Here is a 15,744-nt window from a genome sequence, read left to right as displayed (position 1 = left end):
AGCGGGGCTTTACGAAACGTTGACCCCGAAGTCTAGAGCGATGCCCCGCAGACCGGATGCGTACCCCTGCCCAACGGCGCGGAACTTCCATTCTCCGCCGTACCGGTAGACCTCGCCAAAGATCATGGCCGTCTCGCTGGAGGCGTCCTCGCTGAGGTCGTAGCGGGCCAGTTCCTGGCCGTCGGCCTGGTTCACCACGCGGATGAAGGCGTTGCTGACCTGGCCGAAGGTCTGGCCCCGGTTGTCGGCGTCGTGGATCGACACCGGGAAGACGATCTTGTCGACATTGGCCGGAACCATCGTCAGGTCGATGATCAGCGACTCGTCGTCGCCGTCACCCTCGCCGGTGAGGTTGTCACCGGTGTGCTCGACGGAGCCCTCGGGGCTCTTGAGGTTGTTGTAGAAGACGAAGTACTCGTCGCCGAGCACCCGGCCGTCCCGGCACAGCAGTGCGCTGGCATCCAGGTCGAAGTCGGCCCCGGTGGTGGAACGTGCGTCCCAGCCGAGTCCGACCAGCACCTTGGTGAGGTTCGGAGCGGCCTTGGAGAGGGAGACATTGCCTCCCTTGGCGAGCGTGACGCCCATGATCTTTTCTTCCTCCCCGCGGTAACGGAACTACGGCTCTGCGCGTCCGGCGCCGCACTGGAGAAGTGCGGCGCCGGACGACGAGAGTGCTGCCTGCTCGGCTCAGACGTTGACGCCGAAGTCCTGCGCGATGCCGCGCAGGCCCGAGGCGTACCCCTGGCCGATGGCGCGGAACTTCCACTCGGCGCCGTTGCGGTAGAGCTCGCCGAAGACCATGGCGGTCTCGGTCGAGGCGTCCTCGCTCAGGTCGTAGCGCGCCAGCTCGCTGCCGTCGGCGGCGTTCACGACGCGGATGTACGCGTTGCGGACCTGGCCGAAGCTCTGCTGGCGGGACTCGGCCTCGTAGATCGAGACCGGGAAGACGATCTTCGCGACGTCGGCCGGGACACCGGCCAGGTTCACGTTGATGACCTCGTCGTCGCCGTCGCCCTCACCGGTGAGGTTGTCACCGGTGTGCTCGACGGAGCCGTCGGGGCTCTTCAGGTTGTTGAAGAAGACGAAGTTCGAGTCGTTGGCGACCTTGCCCGCGTCGTTCGTCAGCAGCGCGCTGGCGTCGAGGTCGAAGTCACCGCCGGTGGTGGTGCGCGCGTCCCAGCCCAGACCGACGACGACGGCCGTCAGGTTCGGGGCGGCCTTGGTCAGCGAGACGTTTCCGCCCTTGCTGAGGCTGACTCCCACGAGTCCTCCAAAGTGTGTCGAGGGGCTCAGGAGAGGCCCTGCCCCCGTAGTGCATGGCATACGGATCAACGTGTTGATCCTAGTGACCGGTTCCCGTCACGGCAGGACTTAAGTCCCGAATTCTTGCGGTCCCGCGGATTGCCGGAACCGGGAAATTCTCCGGGACCCAAGGCTGGCGCGCGGATCAGAGCGTGTCGAGGGCCTTGACGTACTCGTTCAGGTCACGAGCGTCGGGGAGGCCGTTGACGACGGTCCAGCGGACCGTGCCCTCCTTGTCGATGATGAAGGTGCCGCGCACCGCGCAGCCCTTCTCCTCGTCGAAGACGCCGTAGGCCCGCGAGACGTTGCCGTGCGGCCAGAAGTCGGACAGCAGCGGGTACTCCAGGCCCTCCTGCTCGGCGAAGACGCGCAGGGTGTGGATGGAGTCGTTGGAGACCGCCAGGAGCTGCACGTCGTCGTTCTGGAACCTCGGCAGCTCGTCGCGCAGGGCGCACAGCTCGCCGGTGCAGACGCCGGTGAAGGCGAAGGGGTAGAAGAGCAGCACGACGTTCTTCTCGCCCTTGAAGTCGGACAGGCGCACGGTGCGGCCGTGGTTGTCCTTGAGCGTGAAGTCGGGGGCCTGGGCGCCCGTCTCGATCGCCATGAAGATGCGCTTCCCTTCGTTGGGCCGATGCGGTGAATCTGCCGCCAGCCTACGCAAAGGACCCCCGCCGACCTGCGTCGACGGGGGTCCTTCGGTACCGCATGAGGTGTTTCCGGCCGTTACCGCTTGCCGGACTTCGCCGCCTTCGGCGAGACCAGACGGCTGCCCGTCCAGTCCTTGCCCGCGTTGATGCTCTTGGTCTGGGACAGACCGGCGGTGGTCGCGGCTTCGTTGATGTCGCTCGGTTCGACATAGCCGTCACGGCCGGTCTTCGGAGTCATCAGCCAGACGGTGCCGCCGTCGTCGACGAGCTGCGTGGCGTCCACCAACGCGTCCGTCAGGTCGCCGTCCTCGTCCCTGAACCACAGGACGACGGCGTCAGCCACGTCGTCGTAGTCCTCGTCGACGAGTTCGCCGCCGATGATCTCCTCGATGGCTTCGCGGAGCTCCTGATCGACATCGTCGTCGAAGCCGATCTCCTGGACCACCTGCTCGGGCTGGAAACCCAGCCTCGCGGCAGGGTTGGTCCGCTCCTCCGCGTGGTCCGCGGTCGCGCTCACGGATTGCCTCCTGATCTTTTTTCGGGAAGTGCTTTTTCAGCGATGCATTCGGTGCCGCGCGCGTGCGCGGCATTGGCCGTAGTCCACACGGGCGGGACCGATCGCGCAAGTACCCGGCCGCCCAGACCGCCGAAACGGTGACGGATGGGGCGGCCCCGCCGCAACTCCTGGCGGCTCCACGAGCCCGTGCAGTGATTCATCCCACACCATTAGGACCGCTTTGGCACATTCTGCGGCTTCGGTGCGCCCATCGGGGGCGAACGGCCTTACGGAACACTTGAACGGGTTGGGCGTAAGGTTGCGATTTGACCGATGCCGTATTCGGGCGTCGGCCGGGCGGTCGGTCCCTGCCTGCGGACACCCTCGGTTACTGCTCAGTAGAGATGACGTTTGCGTCCCCTGGGTACACGATGGTTGCGGCGCGACAGCCCTTGGCGCACCAGGTCTTTTCCCTACCAGTGAAGGAACAGCGTGGCTTCCGGAACCGATCGCAACCCGATCATCATTGGTGGCCTGCCGAGCCAGGTCCCGGATTTCGATCCCGAGGAGACCCAGGAATGGCTCGACTCGCTTGACGCGGCCGTCGACGAGCGGGGCCGCGAGCGCGCCCGCTACCTGATGCTCCGCCTGATCGAGCGTGCCCGCGAGAAGCGCGTGGCCGTGCCCGAGATGCGCAGCACGGACTACGTCAACACCATCGCCACCAAGGACGAGCCGTTCTTCCCCGGCGACGAGGAGATCGAGCGCAAGGTCCTCAACGCGACCCGCTGGAACGCGGCCGTGATGGTCTCCCGGGCCCAGCGTCCGGGCATCGGCGTCGGCGGCCACATCGCCACCTTCGCGTCCTCCGCCTCGCTGTACGACGTGGGCTTCAACCACTTCTTCCGGGGCAAGGACGACGGCGACGGCGGCGACCAGATCTTCTTCCAGGGGCACGCCTCGCCGGGCATCTACGCCCGCGCGTACCTGCTGGACCGACTGACCGAGACGCAGCTCGACGCGTTCCGCCAGGAGAAGTCGAAGTTCCCCAACGGGCTGTCCTCGTACCCCCACCCGCGCCTGATGCCGGACTTCTGGGAGTTCCCGACCGTCTCGATGGGTCTGGGCCCCCTCGGCGCGATCTACCAGGCGCGGATGAACCGTTACATGGAGGCGCGCGGCATCGCCGACACCTCGAAGTCGCACGTCTGGGCGTACCTGGGCGACGGCGAGATGGACGAGCCCGAGTCGCTGGGCCAGCTGTCGATCGCCGCCCGCGAGGGCCTGGACAACCTGACCTTCGTCGTCAACTGCAACCTCCAGCGCCTCGACGGCCCGGTGCGCGGCAACGGCAAGGTCATCCAGGAGCTGGAGTCGCAGTTCCGGGGCGCCGGCTGGAACGTCATCAAGCTGGTCTGGGACCGTTCCTGGGACCCGCTGCTGGCGCAGGACCGCACCGGCATCCTGGTCAACAAGCTGAACACCACGCCGGACGGCCAGTTCCAGACGTACGCCACCGAGACGGGCGCGTACATCCGCGAGCACTTCTTCGGCGACGACCAGCGGCTGCGCGACATGGTCAAGGACATGTCGGACGAGCAGATCCTGCACCTGGGCCGCGGCGGCCACGACCACAAGAAGGTGTACGCGGCGTACGCGGCGGCCAAGGCGCACAAGGGCCAGCCGACGGTGATCCTGGCGCAGACGGTCAAGGGCTGGACGCTGGGCCCCAACTTCGAGGGCCGCAACGCGACCCACCAGATGAAGAAGCTGACGGCGGAGGACCTCAAGCGCTTCCGCGACCGGCTGCACATCCCGATCGCGGACAAGGAGCTGGAGGGCGGCGCACCGCCGTACTACCACCCGGGCCGCGACTCCGAAGAGATCCAGTACATGCACGACCGCCGCAAGTCGCTGGGCGGTTACGTGCCCTCGCGCGTGGTGCGGGCGAAGCCCCTCGCACTGCCCGAGGACAAGACGTACGCGGCTGCGAAGAAGGGTTCCGGCTCGCAGTCGATCGCCACGACCATGGCGTTTGTCCGTGTGCTGAAGGACCTCATGCGGGACAAGGAGATCGGCAAGCGGTTCGTGCTGATCGCGCCCGACGAGTACCGCACGTTCGGCATGGACGCGTTCTTCCCGAGTGCGAAGATCTACAACCCGCTCGGCCAGCAGTACGAGGCCGTGGACCGCGATCTGCTCCTCGCCTACAAGGAGTCGCCGACCGGTCAGATGCTGCACGACGGCATCTCCGAGGCGGGCTGCACCGCCTCGCTGATCGCCGCCGGTTCCGCGTACGCCACGCACGGCGAGCCGCTGATCCCGGTGTACGTCTTCTACTCGATGTTCGGTTTCCAGCGCACCGGTGACCAGTTCTGGCAGATGGCCGACCAGCTCTCGCGCGGTTTCGTCCTCGGCGCGACCGCCGGTCGTACGACGCTGACCGGTGAGGGCCTCCAGCACGCGGACGGCCACTCGCAGCTGCTGGCCTCGACCAACCCGGGCTGTGTCAGTTACGACCCGGCCTTCGGGTACGAGATCGCGCACATCGTGCAGGACGGTCTGAAGAGGATGTACGGCGAGAACGCCGAGGACGTCTTCTACTACCTGACCGTCTACAACGAGCCGATCCAGCACCCGGCCGAGCCGGAGAACGTGGACGCCGACGGCATCCTCAAGGGCATCTACCGCTTCAAGACCGGCGACAAGGGCGAAATCCCGGCCCAGATCATGGCCTCCGGCGTGGCCGTGCCGTGGGCGGTCGAGGCGCAGCAGATCCTCGCCGACGAGTGGAACGTCAAGGCCGACGTCTGGTCCGCGACGAGCTGGAACGAGCTGCGCCGCGAGGCCGTGGAGTGCGAGGAGCACAACCTCCTGCACCCCGAGGAGGAGATCCGCGTGCCGTACGTGACGCGGAAGCTGGAGAGCGCCGAGGGACCGTTCGTGGCGGTTTCCGACTGGATGCGTTCGGTTCCGGACCAGATCTCGCGCTGGGTGCCGGGGGCGTACACCTCGCTCGGTGCGGACGGCTTCGGCTTCGCGGACACGCGAGGCGCGGCCCGTCGCTTCTTCCACATCGACGCGCAGTCGATCGTCCTGGCGACGCTCTCCGAGCTGGCCAAGGCGGGCAAGATCGACCGCTCGGCGCTGAAGCAGGCGGTGGACCGCTACCAGTTGCTCGACGTGAAGGCGGCCGACCCGGGCGCCGCGGGCGGCGACGCGTAAGCACCCCGTAGTGCCGTGAAGGCGGTGGGAGCCCTCGGGCTCCCACCGCCTTCGTGCGTCTTACGATGCCGGGCATGAAGCAGCAGACAGCCCAGCTCCGGTGGGAGCGGCACACCCAGACGCCGCTGCTGGTCCTGGCGCTCGCCTTCGCCGTCGCGTACGCCGTCCCGATCGTGGCCCCGGACGCCCCGCGCGGGGTGCACCGGGCGTGCCTGTGGGCGGAGTGGGCCGTGTGGGGCGCGTTCGCGCTGGACTATCTGGTGCGGCTGGTGCTGGCCCCGGCGAAGTGGCTGTTCGTCCGCAGCCATCCGCTGGACCTCATCGCGGTGCTGCTGCCGCTGGCCAGGCCGCTGCGGCTGCTGCGGCTGGTCTCGACGCTGCTGCTGGTGGGGCGGCGGGCGCGGATGTCGCCGCAGATAACGCTGACCGCGTACGTGGGCGGGTCGGTGGTCGGGCTGCTGATGTTCGGCTCGCTGGCCGTCCTGGAGGTCGAGCGGGACGCTCCCGGCGGGAACATCAAGACGCTGGGTGACGCCGTGTGGTGGTCCTTCACCACGATGACCACGGTCGGCTACGGGGACCACTCCCCCACCACCGGCCTCGGCAGGCTCATCGCGGTGGGCCTGATGCTGTCGGGGATCGCGCTGCTCGGTGTGGTCACGGCGAACATTGCGGCCTGGTTCATCTCCCGCTTCGAGCGGGACGACGCCGAGGAGCGCCGGCAGACGGCGCTCCTCGAAGCCCTGACGACGGAGATCAAGGAGCTGCGGGCCGAGGTGGGGCGGCTCAGCGCCGCGGAGACGGTCCCCGAGGTCCCCGCCCAGTCACCCGGAATACAGTCTCCCGGCCTCACCTCTCCCAGATCTTGAACGCCCGCACCCGGTAGGGCGACTGGGGCACCCAGCTGCCCTTGCCGGGGTAGGTGTCGAACTCACCGGTCTCGGCGCATTCCGCCGACTGGTACGTGGTGACGGGGCGTCCGGTGCGGTTGGCGAGGGCCTGGGCGTCCGCGCCCGGGGGCAGCGGGATGCAGCTCTCGATGTCGGTGCCGGACAGCTCGTGGGCGTACCGCTTGCCCTTGAAGTCCGGCTTCTGCCAGAGGCAGAGCTCACCGGCGGCGCAGGTGCCGAGCTGGACGGCCGCGCGGGCGGGCGGGGTGCTCTGCGGGAGCAGGGCGCCGGCGGCCAGCGCGGTGGTGGCGAGTGCGGTGGTGGCGAGCAGCTTCATGAGGGTCCCCCCGGTTGCGTACGGTCGATCGCTTGTCAGCACTGTGACCTGCGGAAACAGGGGTACGGAAGGGGGCTTGCGGCGGATCACCCGGATAGGCGACAGCCCCGCCGGAACCGGTCCGGCGGGGCTGTGTGGGCGCGGAATTGACGCGTCCGGAGAGACCGGAGGGATCCGGGAGCGGGTCAGATGTGGACGCCGCCGCCTGCCGCGTCCGCGTTCTCGCCGCGCTTGGTGAGGAAGGCGACCAGGGCCGCAACGACGGCGACGCCGCCCGCGATGGTGAAGGCGAAGCCCATGCCCGACACGAACGTGTCATGGATGACACCGGTGACGACCTTGAACCCCTCCGGCGTCATGCCCGGCGCCTTGGCGGCCTCGGCCGGGACCATGCCGAACTCGGCGGCCTGCTCCAGACCGGCCGGAGCGGGCCCCGGCAGCCCGGCGTCCTTCCAGTTGCCGCCGAACTCGGCGCTCACCCGCGAGGACATCACCGCGCCGAGCACGGCCGTGCCCAGCGCGCCGCCGACCTGCATACCGGCCTGCTGGAGGCCGCCCGCGACGCCGGAGAGCTCCAGCGGGGCGTTGCCGACGATGACCTCGGTGGCGCCGACCATGACGGGGGCGAGGCCGAGACCGAGCAGGCCGAACCACAGCGACATGGTCAGGGTGCCGGTACCGACGTCCAGTTGGGACATGCCGAACATGGCGACGGCGGTGCAGACCATGCCGCCGACCAGCGGCACGCGCGGCCCGAACTTGGTGATGAGCAGGCCCGCGACCGGCGAGGCGACGATCATCATGCCGGTCAGCGGCAGCAGGTGCAGCCCGCTGTCGACCGGGCTCAGGCCGTGCACGCCCTGGAGGTAGAAGGTCACGAAGAAGAGGCCGCCCATGAAGGCGAACGCCATCAGCACCATGAGGACCACACCGGCCGACAGCGGCACGGAGCGGAACATGGCCAGCGGAATCAGCGGTTCCTTCGCCTTGGTCTCCCAGATCCCGAAGACCACGAAGAGGACGACCGAACCGCCCACGCACAGCCAGGTGTTGGTGCCGTCCCAGCCCCAGGACTCACCGGCCTTGATCAGGCCGTAGACGAGCGAGCCCATCGCGCCCGAGAGCAGCACGATGCCGGGGATGTCGAAGGAGCGCGGCGCGTTCTCGGCGCGGTGGTCGCGCAGGACGACCAGGCCGAAGGCGAGCGCGATGACGCCGACGGGCACGTTGATGAAGAAGACGGACTGCCAGGAGACGTGCTCCACGAGCAGGCCGCCGACGATCGGGCCGCCCGCGGTGGAGGCGCCGATGACCATGCCCCAGATGCCGATCGCCATGTTCAGCTTCTCGGCGGGGAAGGTGGCGCGCAGCAGGCCGAGCGCGGCCGGCATGAGCAGCGCGCCGAACAGGCCCTGGAGCACGCGGAAGGCGATGACCAGGCCGATCTCCGTGGAGAAGCCGATCGCAGCGGAGGACGCGGCGAAGCCCGCGATGCCTATCAGGAAGGTCTGGCGGTGGCCGAAGCGGTCACCGAGCTTGCCCGCGGTGATCAGGGCGACCGCGAGAGCGAGCAGATAGCCGTTGGTGATCCACTGGACGTCGGCGAGCGAGGCGCCGAGGTCCTTCTGGATGGCGGGGTTGGCGATGGCGACGATGGTGCCGTCGAGGGCGACCATCATCACGCCGATCGCCACGGCGAAGAGCGTCAGCCACGGGTGGCCGCGAAGCCCCTTGGTCTGTTGCGGTACGGGGTCGGGGCCCGGCGGCACCTTGTCGAGCGTGGTCTGTGCAGTCATGCTTCCAGATTAGTGACAGCCACTGACAGTTGACGAACCAATTCACAAGCCGGTAACTGTCACGTAGCTCACAGGTAAGCTGAGCAGGCGAAATCGAGAGAGCAGGACCCGAGAACGATGGCGGAGCAGCTGGCAGCGGTGCGACCGACCGGGCTGCGTGAGCGCAAGAAGCGCCGCACCCGCGACTCCCTGCTGCGCGTCGCACTGGAGCTGTTCACCACACAGGGGTACGAGCGGACCACCGTCGACGAGATCGCGGAGGCCGTGGAGGTCTCCCAGCGCACCTTCTTCCGCTACTTCGCCTCCAAGGAAGAGGTCGCCTTCACGGTGGTCGCGATGGTGGAGGCCCGTTTCCTGGACGCGGTCCGCGAGCGGCCTCCCCACGAGAACCCGCTCACCGCGCTGCGCAACGCGGTGACCTGGGCGTGGGAGTCGGTGGGCGAGGCGATCCAGGCCGTGGTCCCGATCGAGCTGCACATGCGGACGTACCAGATGATCGAGTCGACCCCGGCGCTCCTCGCCGTCCATCTGCGGCGATCCACCGAGCTGGAGGACGCGATCGCGACGGTCATCGCCGAGCGGGAGGGCCTCGACGTGGACGAGGACCTCAGGCCGCGGATCGCGGTGGCCGCGTTCGGCGGGGTGATGCGGCTGACCGGACGGATGTGGGGGCAGCGGGAGGACGCCAGCCTGGAGGCGATCCGGGAGATGACGGCACGCTGCCTGGACCTCCTGGAGCCCGCACTGGGCGGGGACTGGCGCTGAGGCGCCGGGAGCCCGCGCCGGGCGGGGACTGGCGCTGAGGCCCGGGTCCGGAAGGACGCGCCGGGGAGCCGCCGCGACGGGCCGCGATGTGGCCGGTACACGCCGTCATGTGGCTGACAGGCGCGGTAGGCCCGAACAGGTACGGGTTGCCTGGAGCACCCGTATACACACCCTGACCTGAGCACCTTTATCGAAACGTGATCCGCATCACGGAATGGACACGGACCCCGGGGATTCTCCTAGGGTGTCCCGCAGTGACTTCCCCAGACTCCTCCCCCACCCTGACCGCGTGGCGGGCGCTGCTCGCGCTGGCCGTGGTGTTCGTGATGCTCGCGATCACCGGCTGGACCGCCATCCACCACCAGCGCGACGCGAACGTGTCGCTCAAGGAGGCCTTCACCGCCTGGAGCACCGGCAGCTTCGACGGCCGCCGGCTGCCCGACCCCACGGGCAGCCCCACCAGCGTGGCCCACTTCTTCGACGGGCTCGCCCCCGAGCGGCGGACCGCGCTGGCCCGCAAGCACCCGCTGGTCGTCGGCAACCTCAACGGGGCGCCCGTCCCGCTGCGCTACTCCGCGAACCGGTACGCGCTCGCCACCGCCCGGGACACCGAGGCGGCCCGCGTGCACGACAACCGGCTGTCCCGTGCGGGCAAGGCGGACGCCGACCGGCGCATGCACCGGTTCGCGGCGCTGCTGCGCGACAAGCGGCAGGTGCTGGCGTTCGACCCGGACGGCGGCGGGCGGGTCGCGGAGGTCTTCGGGAACCTGGAGCGGGCCGAGCGGATCTCGGTGGTGGTGCCGGGCGTCGACACCAACGTGGTGAACTTCGAGCGGACCTTCCTGCGCTACTCCTCGCCCGTCGGCATGGCCACCTCCCTGTACGACGAGGAGCGCAAGGCCGACCCGGACACGAAGGTCGCCGTGATCGCCTGGGCCGACTACACCGCGCCCGCCGGGCTCGGCATGGACGCCATGGTCGGCGCACCCGCCGAGGCGGGGGCGCGGCGGCTGGTCGCGCTGGCCGGGGTGCTCCCGGGGCGGGCGCCGGTGGCGCTGTTCTGCCACAGCTACGGATCGGTGGTGTGCGGGCTCGCCGCCCGCGAACTGCCGGACCGGGTCACCGACATCGCGGTCTCCGGCAGCCCCGGGATGCGTGCCGACACCGCCGCCGACCTGGGCTCGGACGCCCGGGTGTGGGCGATGCGGGACGCCGACGACTGGATCGCGGACGTGCCGCACCTGGAGCTCGGCGGGCTCGGGCACGGCAGCGACCCCGTCTCGCCGGAGTTCGGGGCGCGGGTGCTGTCGGCGAGGACCGCCGTCGGGCACACCGGGTACTTCGTTCCGGGGACCGACAGCATCGGCAATTTCGCGCGGATCGGCGTCGGGGCGTACGCCGAGGTGGACTGCGCGGACGGCAAGACGGCCTGCCGGGACGGGATCGCGAGCGGTCCCGGCGGGCCCGGCGAGGGGGTCTGAGGTGTCCGACGCGCGTAGAAGGCCGGGAATCGGGCGGGTCGCCGAGGGGCGACGAGTGGGCGGACGCCGCATACGATGAGCCGCATGGGTGATGTGCTGGCCGGAATTCATGCCACCTGGGAGTTCGACAGCGACTCCGTGCTCATCCGCTTCGAACGGGGGATACGTACGCCGAAGCTGCTTTCCGCGCTCGGTGAGCGGCGCATCCCGCACGAGGCGCTGGCCGACGTGACGCTGACCCCGGGCAAGCGCGGCACGGTGGTGCTGCACGCGGTGCCCAGACGCGGCGCCGATCCGCTGATGGACGCCGCCGCGGGACAGCTCAAGGAGGGCTGCGACCCGTACCGGCTGGTGCTGCCCGCGGAGCGCGAGGTGCTCGCGGAGTACTACGCGGACGAGCTGCGGGAGCAGGTGCGCGCGGCGGGCGCCGACACGGGCCTCGCCGAGGGCGAGCCCGCGGAGCGGTTCCTGGTGGCGCCGCCCGAGGGGCCGCTGCAGTTCAAGGCGTACGACGGGAAGGCCGGGTTCGACGGGACCCAGGTGACGTTCCGGTGGTTCTGGACCGGGGCCTCCTCCGCCAAGTGGAAGGTCGGCGACCAGAGTTTCCCGGTGGCCTCCCTCGGCGGGGTCGAGTGGCGCTCCCCCGACTTCTTCGACGGGCACCTGCGGCTGCTGCGGCGCGACGGGTCCACCGAAGGCGGGACGGTTGCCGGGCCCGCCGACCAGGACCCGGCGGCGGTGGTGTTCGGGCTGGGGTACGGGCCGGTGCACGAGTCGCTGCCGTTCGCGGCGGCCGTTCTCGCGGCGGTACGGAGCACGGTTCCGGCGGCTGCGGCCCTGGACCGGGTGTCGGTGGACGCGGTCGGTGCGGGGCGCAGGGACCCGGCGGACATCGCGGAACGGATCAGGCACCTGGGCGAGCTGCACCAGGCGGGTCTGGTCACGGACGAGGAATTCACGGCGAAGAAGGCGGAGTTGCTGGCGGAGCTGTAGGGGCGGGCGGAGGCTTCTGGTACCACGGTATGAGGCCGGGTTCCGGTCCCCGGTATGACGTGCGCAAACGGGTCCGGTGCCTAGGCTGAGGAAGCCATGTCCGGTGCCTAGGCCGAGGAAGCCATGAACGAACCGACACCGCCTCCGCCGCCGCGCCCCACCGCCCCGCCGAGACCCGCGTCCGCCCCGTCCGGGCCCCCGCACGGGCCGACGTCCGGGCCGACGTCCGCCCCGCGGGCCGCCGGGCGCGGCGGGCCGGTCGCTGCCGCGGGGCGGCTGCTGCGGGAGATGCTGTACGCGCTCACGCACTCCTCCCACCCGGCCGCTCCCCTGCTGGCGGACGCCCCCAAGCGCTGGCAGCGGCTGCTGCCGTACGCGGTGGCGCTGGCCCTGACGGCGGTGCTGCTGCCGGTCACCATCCAGGTGCTGACGAACGACTACGGACTGTCCGGCGGCATCGCGGGGGCGGTCGGCGCCGGGCAGGCGCTGCCGCTGCTGCTGATCGCCCACCGGCCGCTCCAGGCGTGGTGGGTCGTGTTCCCGTCCGGGGTGGCGGCGGCGACGTTCCTGGTGGGGCCGCTGCAACCGGGGAAGGGGATCTGGCCGTGGCCCGCGCCGACGATCGTGGGGATGCTGTTCCTGCTCTTCGGGCTGGCCCTGCGGGAGCGGCGGGCGGCGCTGGTGGGCGTCTGGGTGGTCACCGCCGTCACGGGGCTGGTGCTCGGTCAGCTGGAGCCGGAACTGAGCGACGGCACCCAGGTGTTGACGATCGTGCTCGCCGGTGCGGTGCTGATCATCGGCGGGGCGCTGCGCGAGCGCGGCGAGGCGCAGCGGGCGCTGGTGGAGCAGGAGACCATCAGCGAGGCGGAGCGCGCCCACCGCACGCTCCTTGAGGAACGCACCCGGATCGCCCGGGAGTTGCACGACGTGGTCGCCCACCACATGTCGATGATCACCGTGCAGGCCGACTCCGCGCCGTACCGGATCGGCGGGCTGCCGGACGCGGCGCAGGAGGAGTTCGCCTCGATCGCGGCCAGTGCGCGGGAGTCGCTGACGGAGATGCGGCGGCTGCTGGTGGTGCTGCGCAGCGAGGGCACGGAGGGCGAGCGGGCGCCGCAGCCGGGGCTGGACCGGATTCAGCAGCTGGTGGAGGCGACGGTACGGGCCGGGGTTCCGGCCGAGTTGTCGATCGCCGCGGAGCTGGGGCCGGGGCCCGGGAGCCCGGCGGTTCCGCAGGCGGTGGACCTGTCGGCGTACCGCATCGTGCAGGAGGCCCTGGCGAACGTGGTGCGGCACGCGCCGGGGGCGGTGACCCGGGTGTCGGTGCGCCCGGAGGGGCCGGACCTGCTGGTGCTGGTCGTCAACGGGCCCGCCCCGGAGCCGACGTCGCGGGTCGAGGCGAAGGGGGCGGGCGGGCACGGGCTGGTCGGGATGCGCGAACGCGTACGGTTGACCGGCGGCACGCTGGACACCGGTCCGCTGCCGGACGGCGGGTTCCGGGTGGCGGCGAGGCTGCCGCTGACGGCGTCCGCCGCCGCGGAGCCGCCCGCTGCCGACAGGCCCGACGAGCACGGCGAACACGACGAGCACGACGAGCCCGAACAGAAGGATGCCTCCGCCCCATGACCATTCGCGTGATCATCGTCGACGACCAGGCCATGGTGCGGGCCGGATTCGCCGCGCTGCTCTCGGCGCAGGCCGACATCGACGTGGTGGGCGAGGCCCCCGACGGCAGGCAGGGTGTGGAGGTCAGCCGTCACACCCATCCGGACGTGGTGCTGATGGACGTACGGATGCCGGAGATGGACGGCCTGGCCGCCGCCCGGGAGATCCTCAACCCGCCGCCGGGCCTTGAGAGGCGGCCGAAGGTGCTGATGCTGACCACCTTCGACGTCGACGACTACGTGTACGAGGCCCTGCGCGCCGGGGCCTCCGGGTTCCTGCTGAAGGACGCCCCGCCCGCCGACCTGATCGCGGCGGTACGGGTCGTGGCGGCCGGGGAGGCGCTGCTCGCCCCCTCGGTGACCCGGCGCCTGATCGCCGACTTCGCCGCCCAGCGGCCGGTCCCCCGGCGCAACCCGGCGCTGCGGCTGAGCGGGCTCACCCCGCGCGAGACCGAGGTGCTGGAGCTGATCGCACGCGGTCTCTCCAACCAGGAGATCGCGGACCGGCTGATCCTGGCGGAGCAGACGGTCAAGACCCACATCGGCCGGGTGCTGGCCAAGCTGGACCTGCGGGACCGCGCCCAGGCGGTGATCTTCGCGTACGAGTCGGGGCTGGTGGCCCCGGGCGACGCGGGGTAAGACGGGTCGGCCGAGGGCGCGGGCCGAGACCGGGCGGCCGAGGGTGCGGGCCGAGACCGGGCGACCGAGCGGGCATGCGCGGGTCCTGCCCCCGTCGGCGTGGGCCGGTGCGGCCAGGACCAGACCGTACCTGCGGGATACGAGGACTGTGACGTGCGCCACAGGGTGCGTTCTCGCGGTCGGCGCGGGGGCGGCGCGGCGGTCGTGCGAGCCCTGTTCCCCCACCGGCCGAGGGAGGCAACCGTACGCCCGGGGGTGGGGGCAGCACCCCCCTCCCGCCTGCGGAAAACCTCCCGTACTGCGGTATCACTCGCGAGTTGGCTCCCTGGTGTGACGCGGTCCGACCCACCTTCTTCCTACCTTCCGTGCTGTCAGGACAGCACACCGCGGAAGGGCCGCGAGGTGCGGAAAGGGGCGGGGCCATGCAGCGGTCGCACCGATTCAGGAGGACGCTCGCCGCCGTCGCGCTCGTCGCGGCGATGGTCGCGGGCACCGCGGGATGGGTCTCCGCCGACGCGCAGACCCCCGTCACCGGACCGCCGCCGGGCTCCGCCGCCTGGCGGAGCGAGGGGCTGATCGATCCGGCGGGCAGCACTCCGCACCAGGTGGCCGCCTTCTTCCGGGGATTGAGCCCCGAGCGGCGGGCGGAGCTCGTACGGCGGCACCCCCTGGTCGTCGGGAACCTCGACGGCGCCCCCGTCGCCCTGCGGTACGCGGCGAACCGGGCGGCCCTCGCCGCCGACGGACGCTTCGGGCGGCTGCTCGCGCCGGTGCGGCAGATCCTCGCCTTCGACCCGCGCGGACGCGGCCAAGTGGCCGAGGTGTACGGGGACTTGGGTCGCGCCCGGCACGTCGCGGTGATCGTGCCCGGGTCGGACATCGACGCGGGGAGCTTCGACCGGAAGAACGACCCGTACGGGACGCCCGCCGGGATGGCCCGGAGCCTGCGCGGCGAGACGGGTCCGGACACGGCGGTCGTGGCCTGGGCCGGGTACACCACCCCGGTCGGCGTCGGCGTCGACGCGGCGACCGGGGGGCTCGCGGAGGCGGGCGCGGAGCGGCTGGCCCGGTTCGCGGACGGGCTGGACGCGGTGGGGGCGCCGGACCCGGCGGTGTTCTGCCACAGCTACGGGTCGGTGGTGTGCGGGCTGGCGGCGGCGCGGCTGGATGCTGCGGACATCGTGGCGTTCGGCTCGCCCGGGATGCGGGCCGACTCGGCGGCGGAGCTGGGGACTTCGGCGCGGGTGTGGGCGGCGAAGGATCCGACGGACTGGGTCGGGCGCGTTCCGAATGTCGAGGTGTTGGGGGTGGGGCATGGGGTGGACCCCGCCTCGGCGTCTTTTGGGGCGCGGCGGATAGCGGCGGATGACGCGGTGGGGCATACCGGGTACTTCGTGCCGGGGACGGAGTCGTTGCGGGGGTTCGGGGTGGTTGCCCGGGAGGCGGGGTGAGTGCCCGGTGGGGCCCGCTGCCAGGCAGATCGTTCAGCCCGTACCGGCTGGGCAAAGG

Annotated in this window: 14 protein-coding genes; 8 read left to right on the top strand and 6 right to left on the bottom strand. The window is 70.8% G+C overall.

Annotation, left to right across the window (positions count from 1 at the left end; translation table 11 throughout):
- Nucleotides 1-9: 9 nt before the first annotated feature.
- From ACIO3O_RS16175 to ACIO3O_RS16160, 4 genes are all read right to left on the bottom strand, one after another.
- The gene (locus ACIO3O_RS16175) at nucleotides 10-585 is read right to left on the bottom strand and encodes a TerD family protein (RefSeq protein WP_401745796.1); all 576 of its coding nucleotides are present in this window, start codon (nucleotides 583-585) and stop codon (nucleotides 10-12) included.
- A gap of 102 nt (nucleotides 586-687) precedes the next feature.
- Nucleotides 688-1,263, bottom strand: coding sequence for a TerD family protein (locus ACIO3O_RS16170; protein ID WP_401745794.1), 576 nt, complete (start codon nucleotides 1,261-1,263; stop codon nucleotides 688-690).
- A 184-nt stretch (nucleotides 1,264-1,447) separates the two neighbouring features.
- Nucleotides 1,448-1,906, bottom strand: coding sequence for a peroxiredoxin (locus ACIO3O_RS16165; protein ID WP_401745791.1), 459 nt, complete (start codon nucleotides 1,904-1,906; stop codon nucleotides 1,448-1,450).
- Between the two features lie 119 nt (nucleotides 1,907-2,025).
- Nucleotides 2,026-2,466, bottom strand: coding sequence for a DUF3052 domain-containing protein (locus ACIO3O_RS16160; protein WP_401745789.1), 441 nt, complete (start codon nucleotides 2,464-2,466; stop codon nucleotides 2,026-2,028).
- A 471-nt stretch (nucleotides 2,467-2,937) separates the two neighbouring features.
- Between ACIO3O_RS16160 and aceE the strand changes: the two genes are divergently transcribed.
- Both aceE and ACIO3O_RS16150 read left to right on the top strand, forming a co-directional pair.
- Nucleotides 2,938-5,670, top strand: a complete 2,733-nt coding sequence (gene aceE, locus ACIO3O_RS16155) for a pyruvate dehydrogenase (acetyl-transferring), homodimeric type (RefSeq protein WP_401745786.1) — start codon at nucleotides 2,938-2,940, stop codon at nucleotides 5,668-5,670.
- 65 nt (nucleotides 5,671-5,735) lie between these two features.
- The gene (locus tag ACIO3O_RS16150) at nucleotides 5,736-6,539 is read left to right on the top strand and encodes a potassium channel family protein (RefSeq protein WP_401745783.1); all 804 of its coding nucleotides are present in this window, start codon (nucleotides 5,736-5,738) and stop codon (nucleotides 6,537-6,539) included.
- On the opposite strand, the gene ACIO3O_RS16145 is transcribed toward ACIO3O_RS16150, so the two are convergent.
- Together ACIO3O_RS16145 and ACIO3O_RS16140 are read right to left on the bottom strand one after the other, a co-directional pair.
- Nucleotides 6,520-6,897, bottom strand: coding sequence for a peptidase inhibitor family I36 protein (locus ACIO3O_RS16145; protein WP_401745780.1), 378 nt, complete (start codon nucleotides 6,895-6,897; stop codon nucleotides 6,520-6,522). The genes ACIO3O_RS16150 and ACIO3O_RS16145 overlap by 20 nt on opposite strands.
- A gap of 185 nt (nucleotides 6,898-7,082) precedes the next feature.
- The gene (locus ACIO3O_RS16140) at nucleotides 7,083-8,576 is read right to left on the bottom strand and encodes an MFS transporter (RefSeq protein WP_401745916.1); all 1,494 of its coding nucleotides are present in this window, start codon (nucleotides 8,574-8,576) and stop codon (nucleotides 7,083-7,085) included.
- Between the two features lie 234 nt (nucleotides 8,577-8,810).
- On the opposite strand from ACIO3O_RS16140, the gene ACIO3O_RS16135 reads away from it, so the two are divergent.
- The 6 genes from ACIO3O_RS16135 (at nucleotide 8,811) to ACIO3O_RS16110 (ending at nucleotide 15,686) form a co-directional block, all read left to right on the top strand.
- On the top strand, nucleotides 8,811-9,458 hold the full coding sequence (locus tag ACIO3O_RS16135) for a TetR family transcriptional regulator (protein ID WP_401745777.1): 648 nt from the start codon (nucleotides 8,811-8,813) through the stop codon (nucleotides 9,456-9,458).
- A 254-nt stretch (nucleotides 9,459-9,712) separates the two neighbouring features.
- Nucleotides 9,713-10,939: an alpha/beta hydrolase gene (locus ACIO3O_RS16130; RefSeq protein ID WP_401745775.1), complete on the top strand. Its 1,227-nt coding sequence runs from the start codon at nucleotides 9,713-9,715 to the stop codon at nucleotides 10,937-10,939.
- 84 nt (nucleotides 10,940-11,023) lie between these two features.
- A complete protein-coding gene (locus ACIO3O_RS16125) occupies nucleotides 11,024-11,932 on the top strand; it encodes a DUF4429 domain-containing protein (RefSeq protein WP_401745773.1) in 909 nt (302 codons plus the stop codon).
- 123 nt (nucleotides 11,933-12,055) lie between these two features.
- On the top strand, nucleotides 12,056-13,558 hold the full coding sequence (locus ACIO3O_RS16120; protein ID WP_401745771.1) for a sensor histidine kinase: 1,503 nt from the start codon (nucleotides 12,056-12,058) through the stop codon (nucleotides 13,556-13,558).
- Nucleotides 13,555-14,235: a response regulator gene (locus tag ACIO3O_RS16115; protein ID WP_401745768.1), complete on the top strand. Its 681-nt coding sequence runs from the start codon at nucleotides 13,555-13,557 to the stop codon at nucleotides 14,233-14,235. The genes ACIO3O_RS16120 and ACIO3O_RS16115 overlap by 4 nt, the downstream gene beginning before the upstream one ends.
- A 422-nt stretch (nucleotides 14,236-14,657) precedes the next feature.
- A complete protein-coding gene (locus ACIO3O_RS16110) occupies nucleotides 14,658-15,686 on the top strand; it encodes an alpha/beta hydrolase (protein ID WP_401745766.1) in 1,029 nt (342 codons plus the stop codon).
- Nucleotides 15,687-15,744: the final 58 nt, after the last annotated feature.

This window comes from Streptomyces sp. NPDC087440 (genome assembly GCF_044744005.1).
GTDB lineage: Bacteria > Actinomycetota > Actinomycetes > Streptomycetales > Streptomycetaceae > Streptomyces.
Note: the sequence above shows the minus strand (reverse complement) of the source record. Positions and strands in the feature narration are given on the sequence as shown.

Bases quoted from the DNA above. Each gene is read 5' to 3' on its own strand.
- ACIO3O_RS16115 (WP_401745768.1), top strand. From the start codon at position 13,555: ATGACCATTCGCGTGATCATCGTCGACGACCAGGCCATGGTGCGGGCC.
- ACIO3O_RS16135 (WP_401745777.1), top strand. From the start codon at position 8,811: ATGGCGGAGCAGCTGGCAGCGGTGCGACCGACCGGGCTGCGTGAGCGC.
- ACIO3O_RS16145 (WP_401745780.1), bottom strand. From the start codon at position 6,897: ATGAAGCTGCTCGCCACCACCGCACTCGCCACCACCGCGCTGGCCGCC.
- ACIO3O_RS16120 (WP_401745771.1), top strand. From the start codon at position 12,056: ATGAACGAACCGACACCGCCTCCGCCGCCGCGCCCCACCGCCCCGCCG.
- ACIO3O_RS16165 (WP_401745791.1), bottom strand. From the start codon at position 1,906: ATGGCGATCGAGACGGGCGCCCAGGCCCCCGACTTCACGCTCAAGGAC.
- ACIO3O_RS16110 (WP_401745766.1), top strand. From the start codon at position 14,658: ATGCAGCGGTCGCACCGATTCAGGAGGACGCTCGCCGCCGTCGCGCTC.
- ACIO3O_RS16140 (WP_401745916.1), bottom strand. From the start codon at position 8,576: ATGATGGTCGCCCTCGACGGCACCATCGTCGCCATCGCCAACCCCGCC.
- ACIO3O_RS16175 (WP_401745796.1), bottom strand. From the start codon at position 585: ATGGGCGTCACGCTCGCCAAGGGAGGCAATGTCTCCCTCTCCAAGGCC.
- ACIO3O_RS16150 (WP_401745783.1), top strand. From the start codon at position 5,736: ATGCCGGGCATGAAGCAGCAGACAGCCCAGCTCCGGTGGGAGCGGCAC.
- ACIO3O_RS16125 (WP_401745773.1), top strand. From the start codon at position 11,024: ATGGGTGATGTGCTGGCCGGAATTCATGCCACCTGGGAGTTCGACAGC.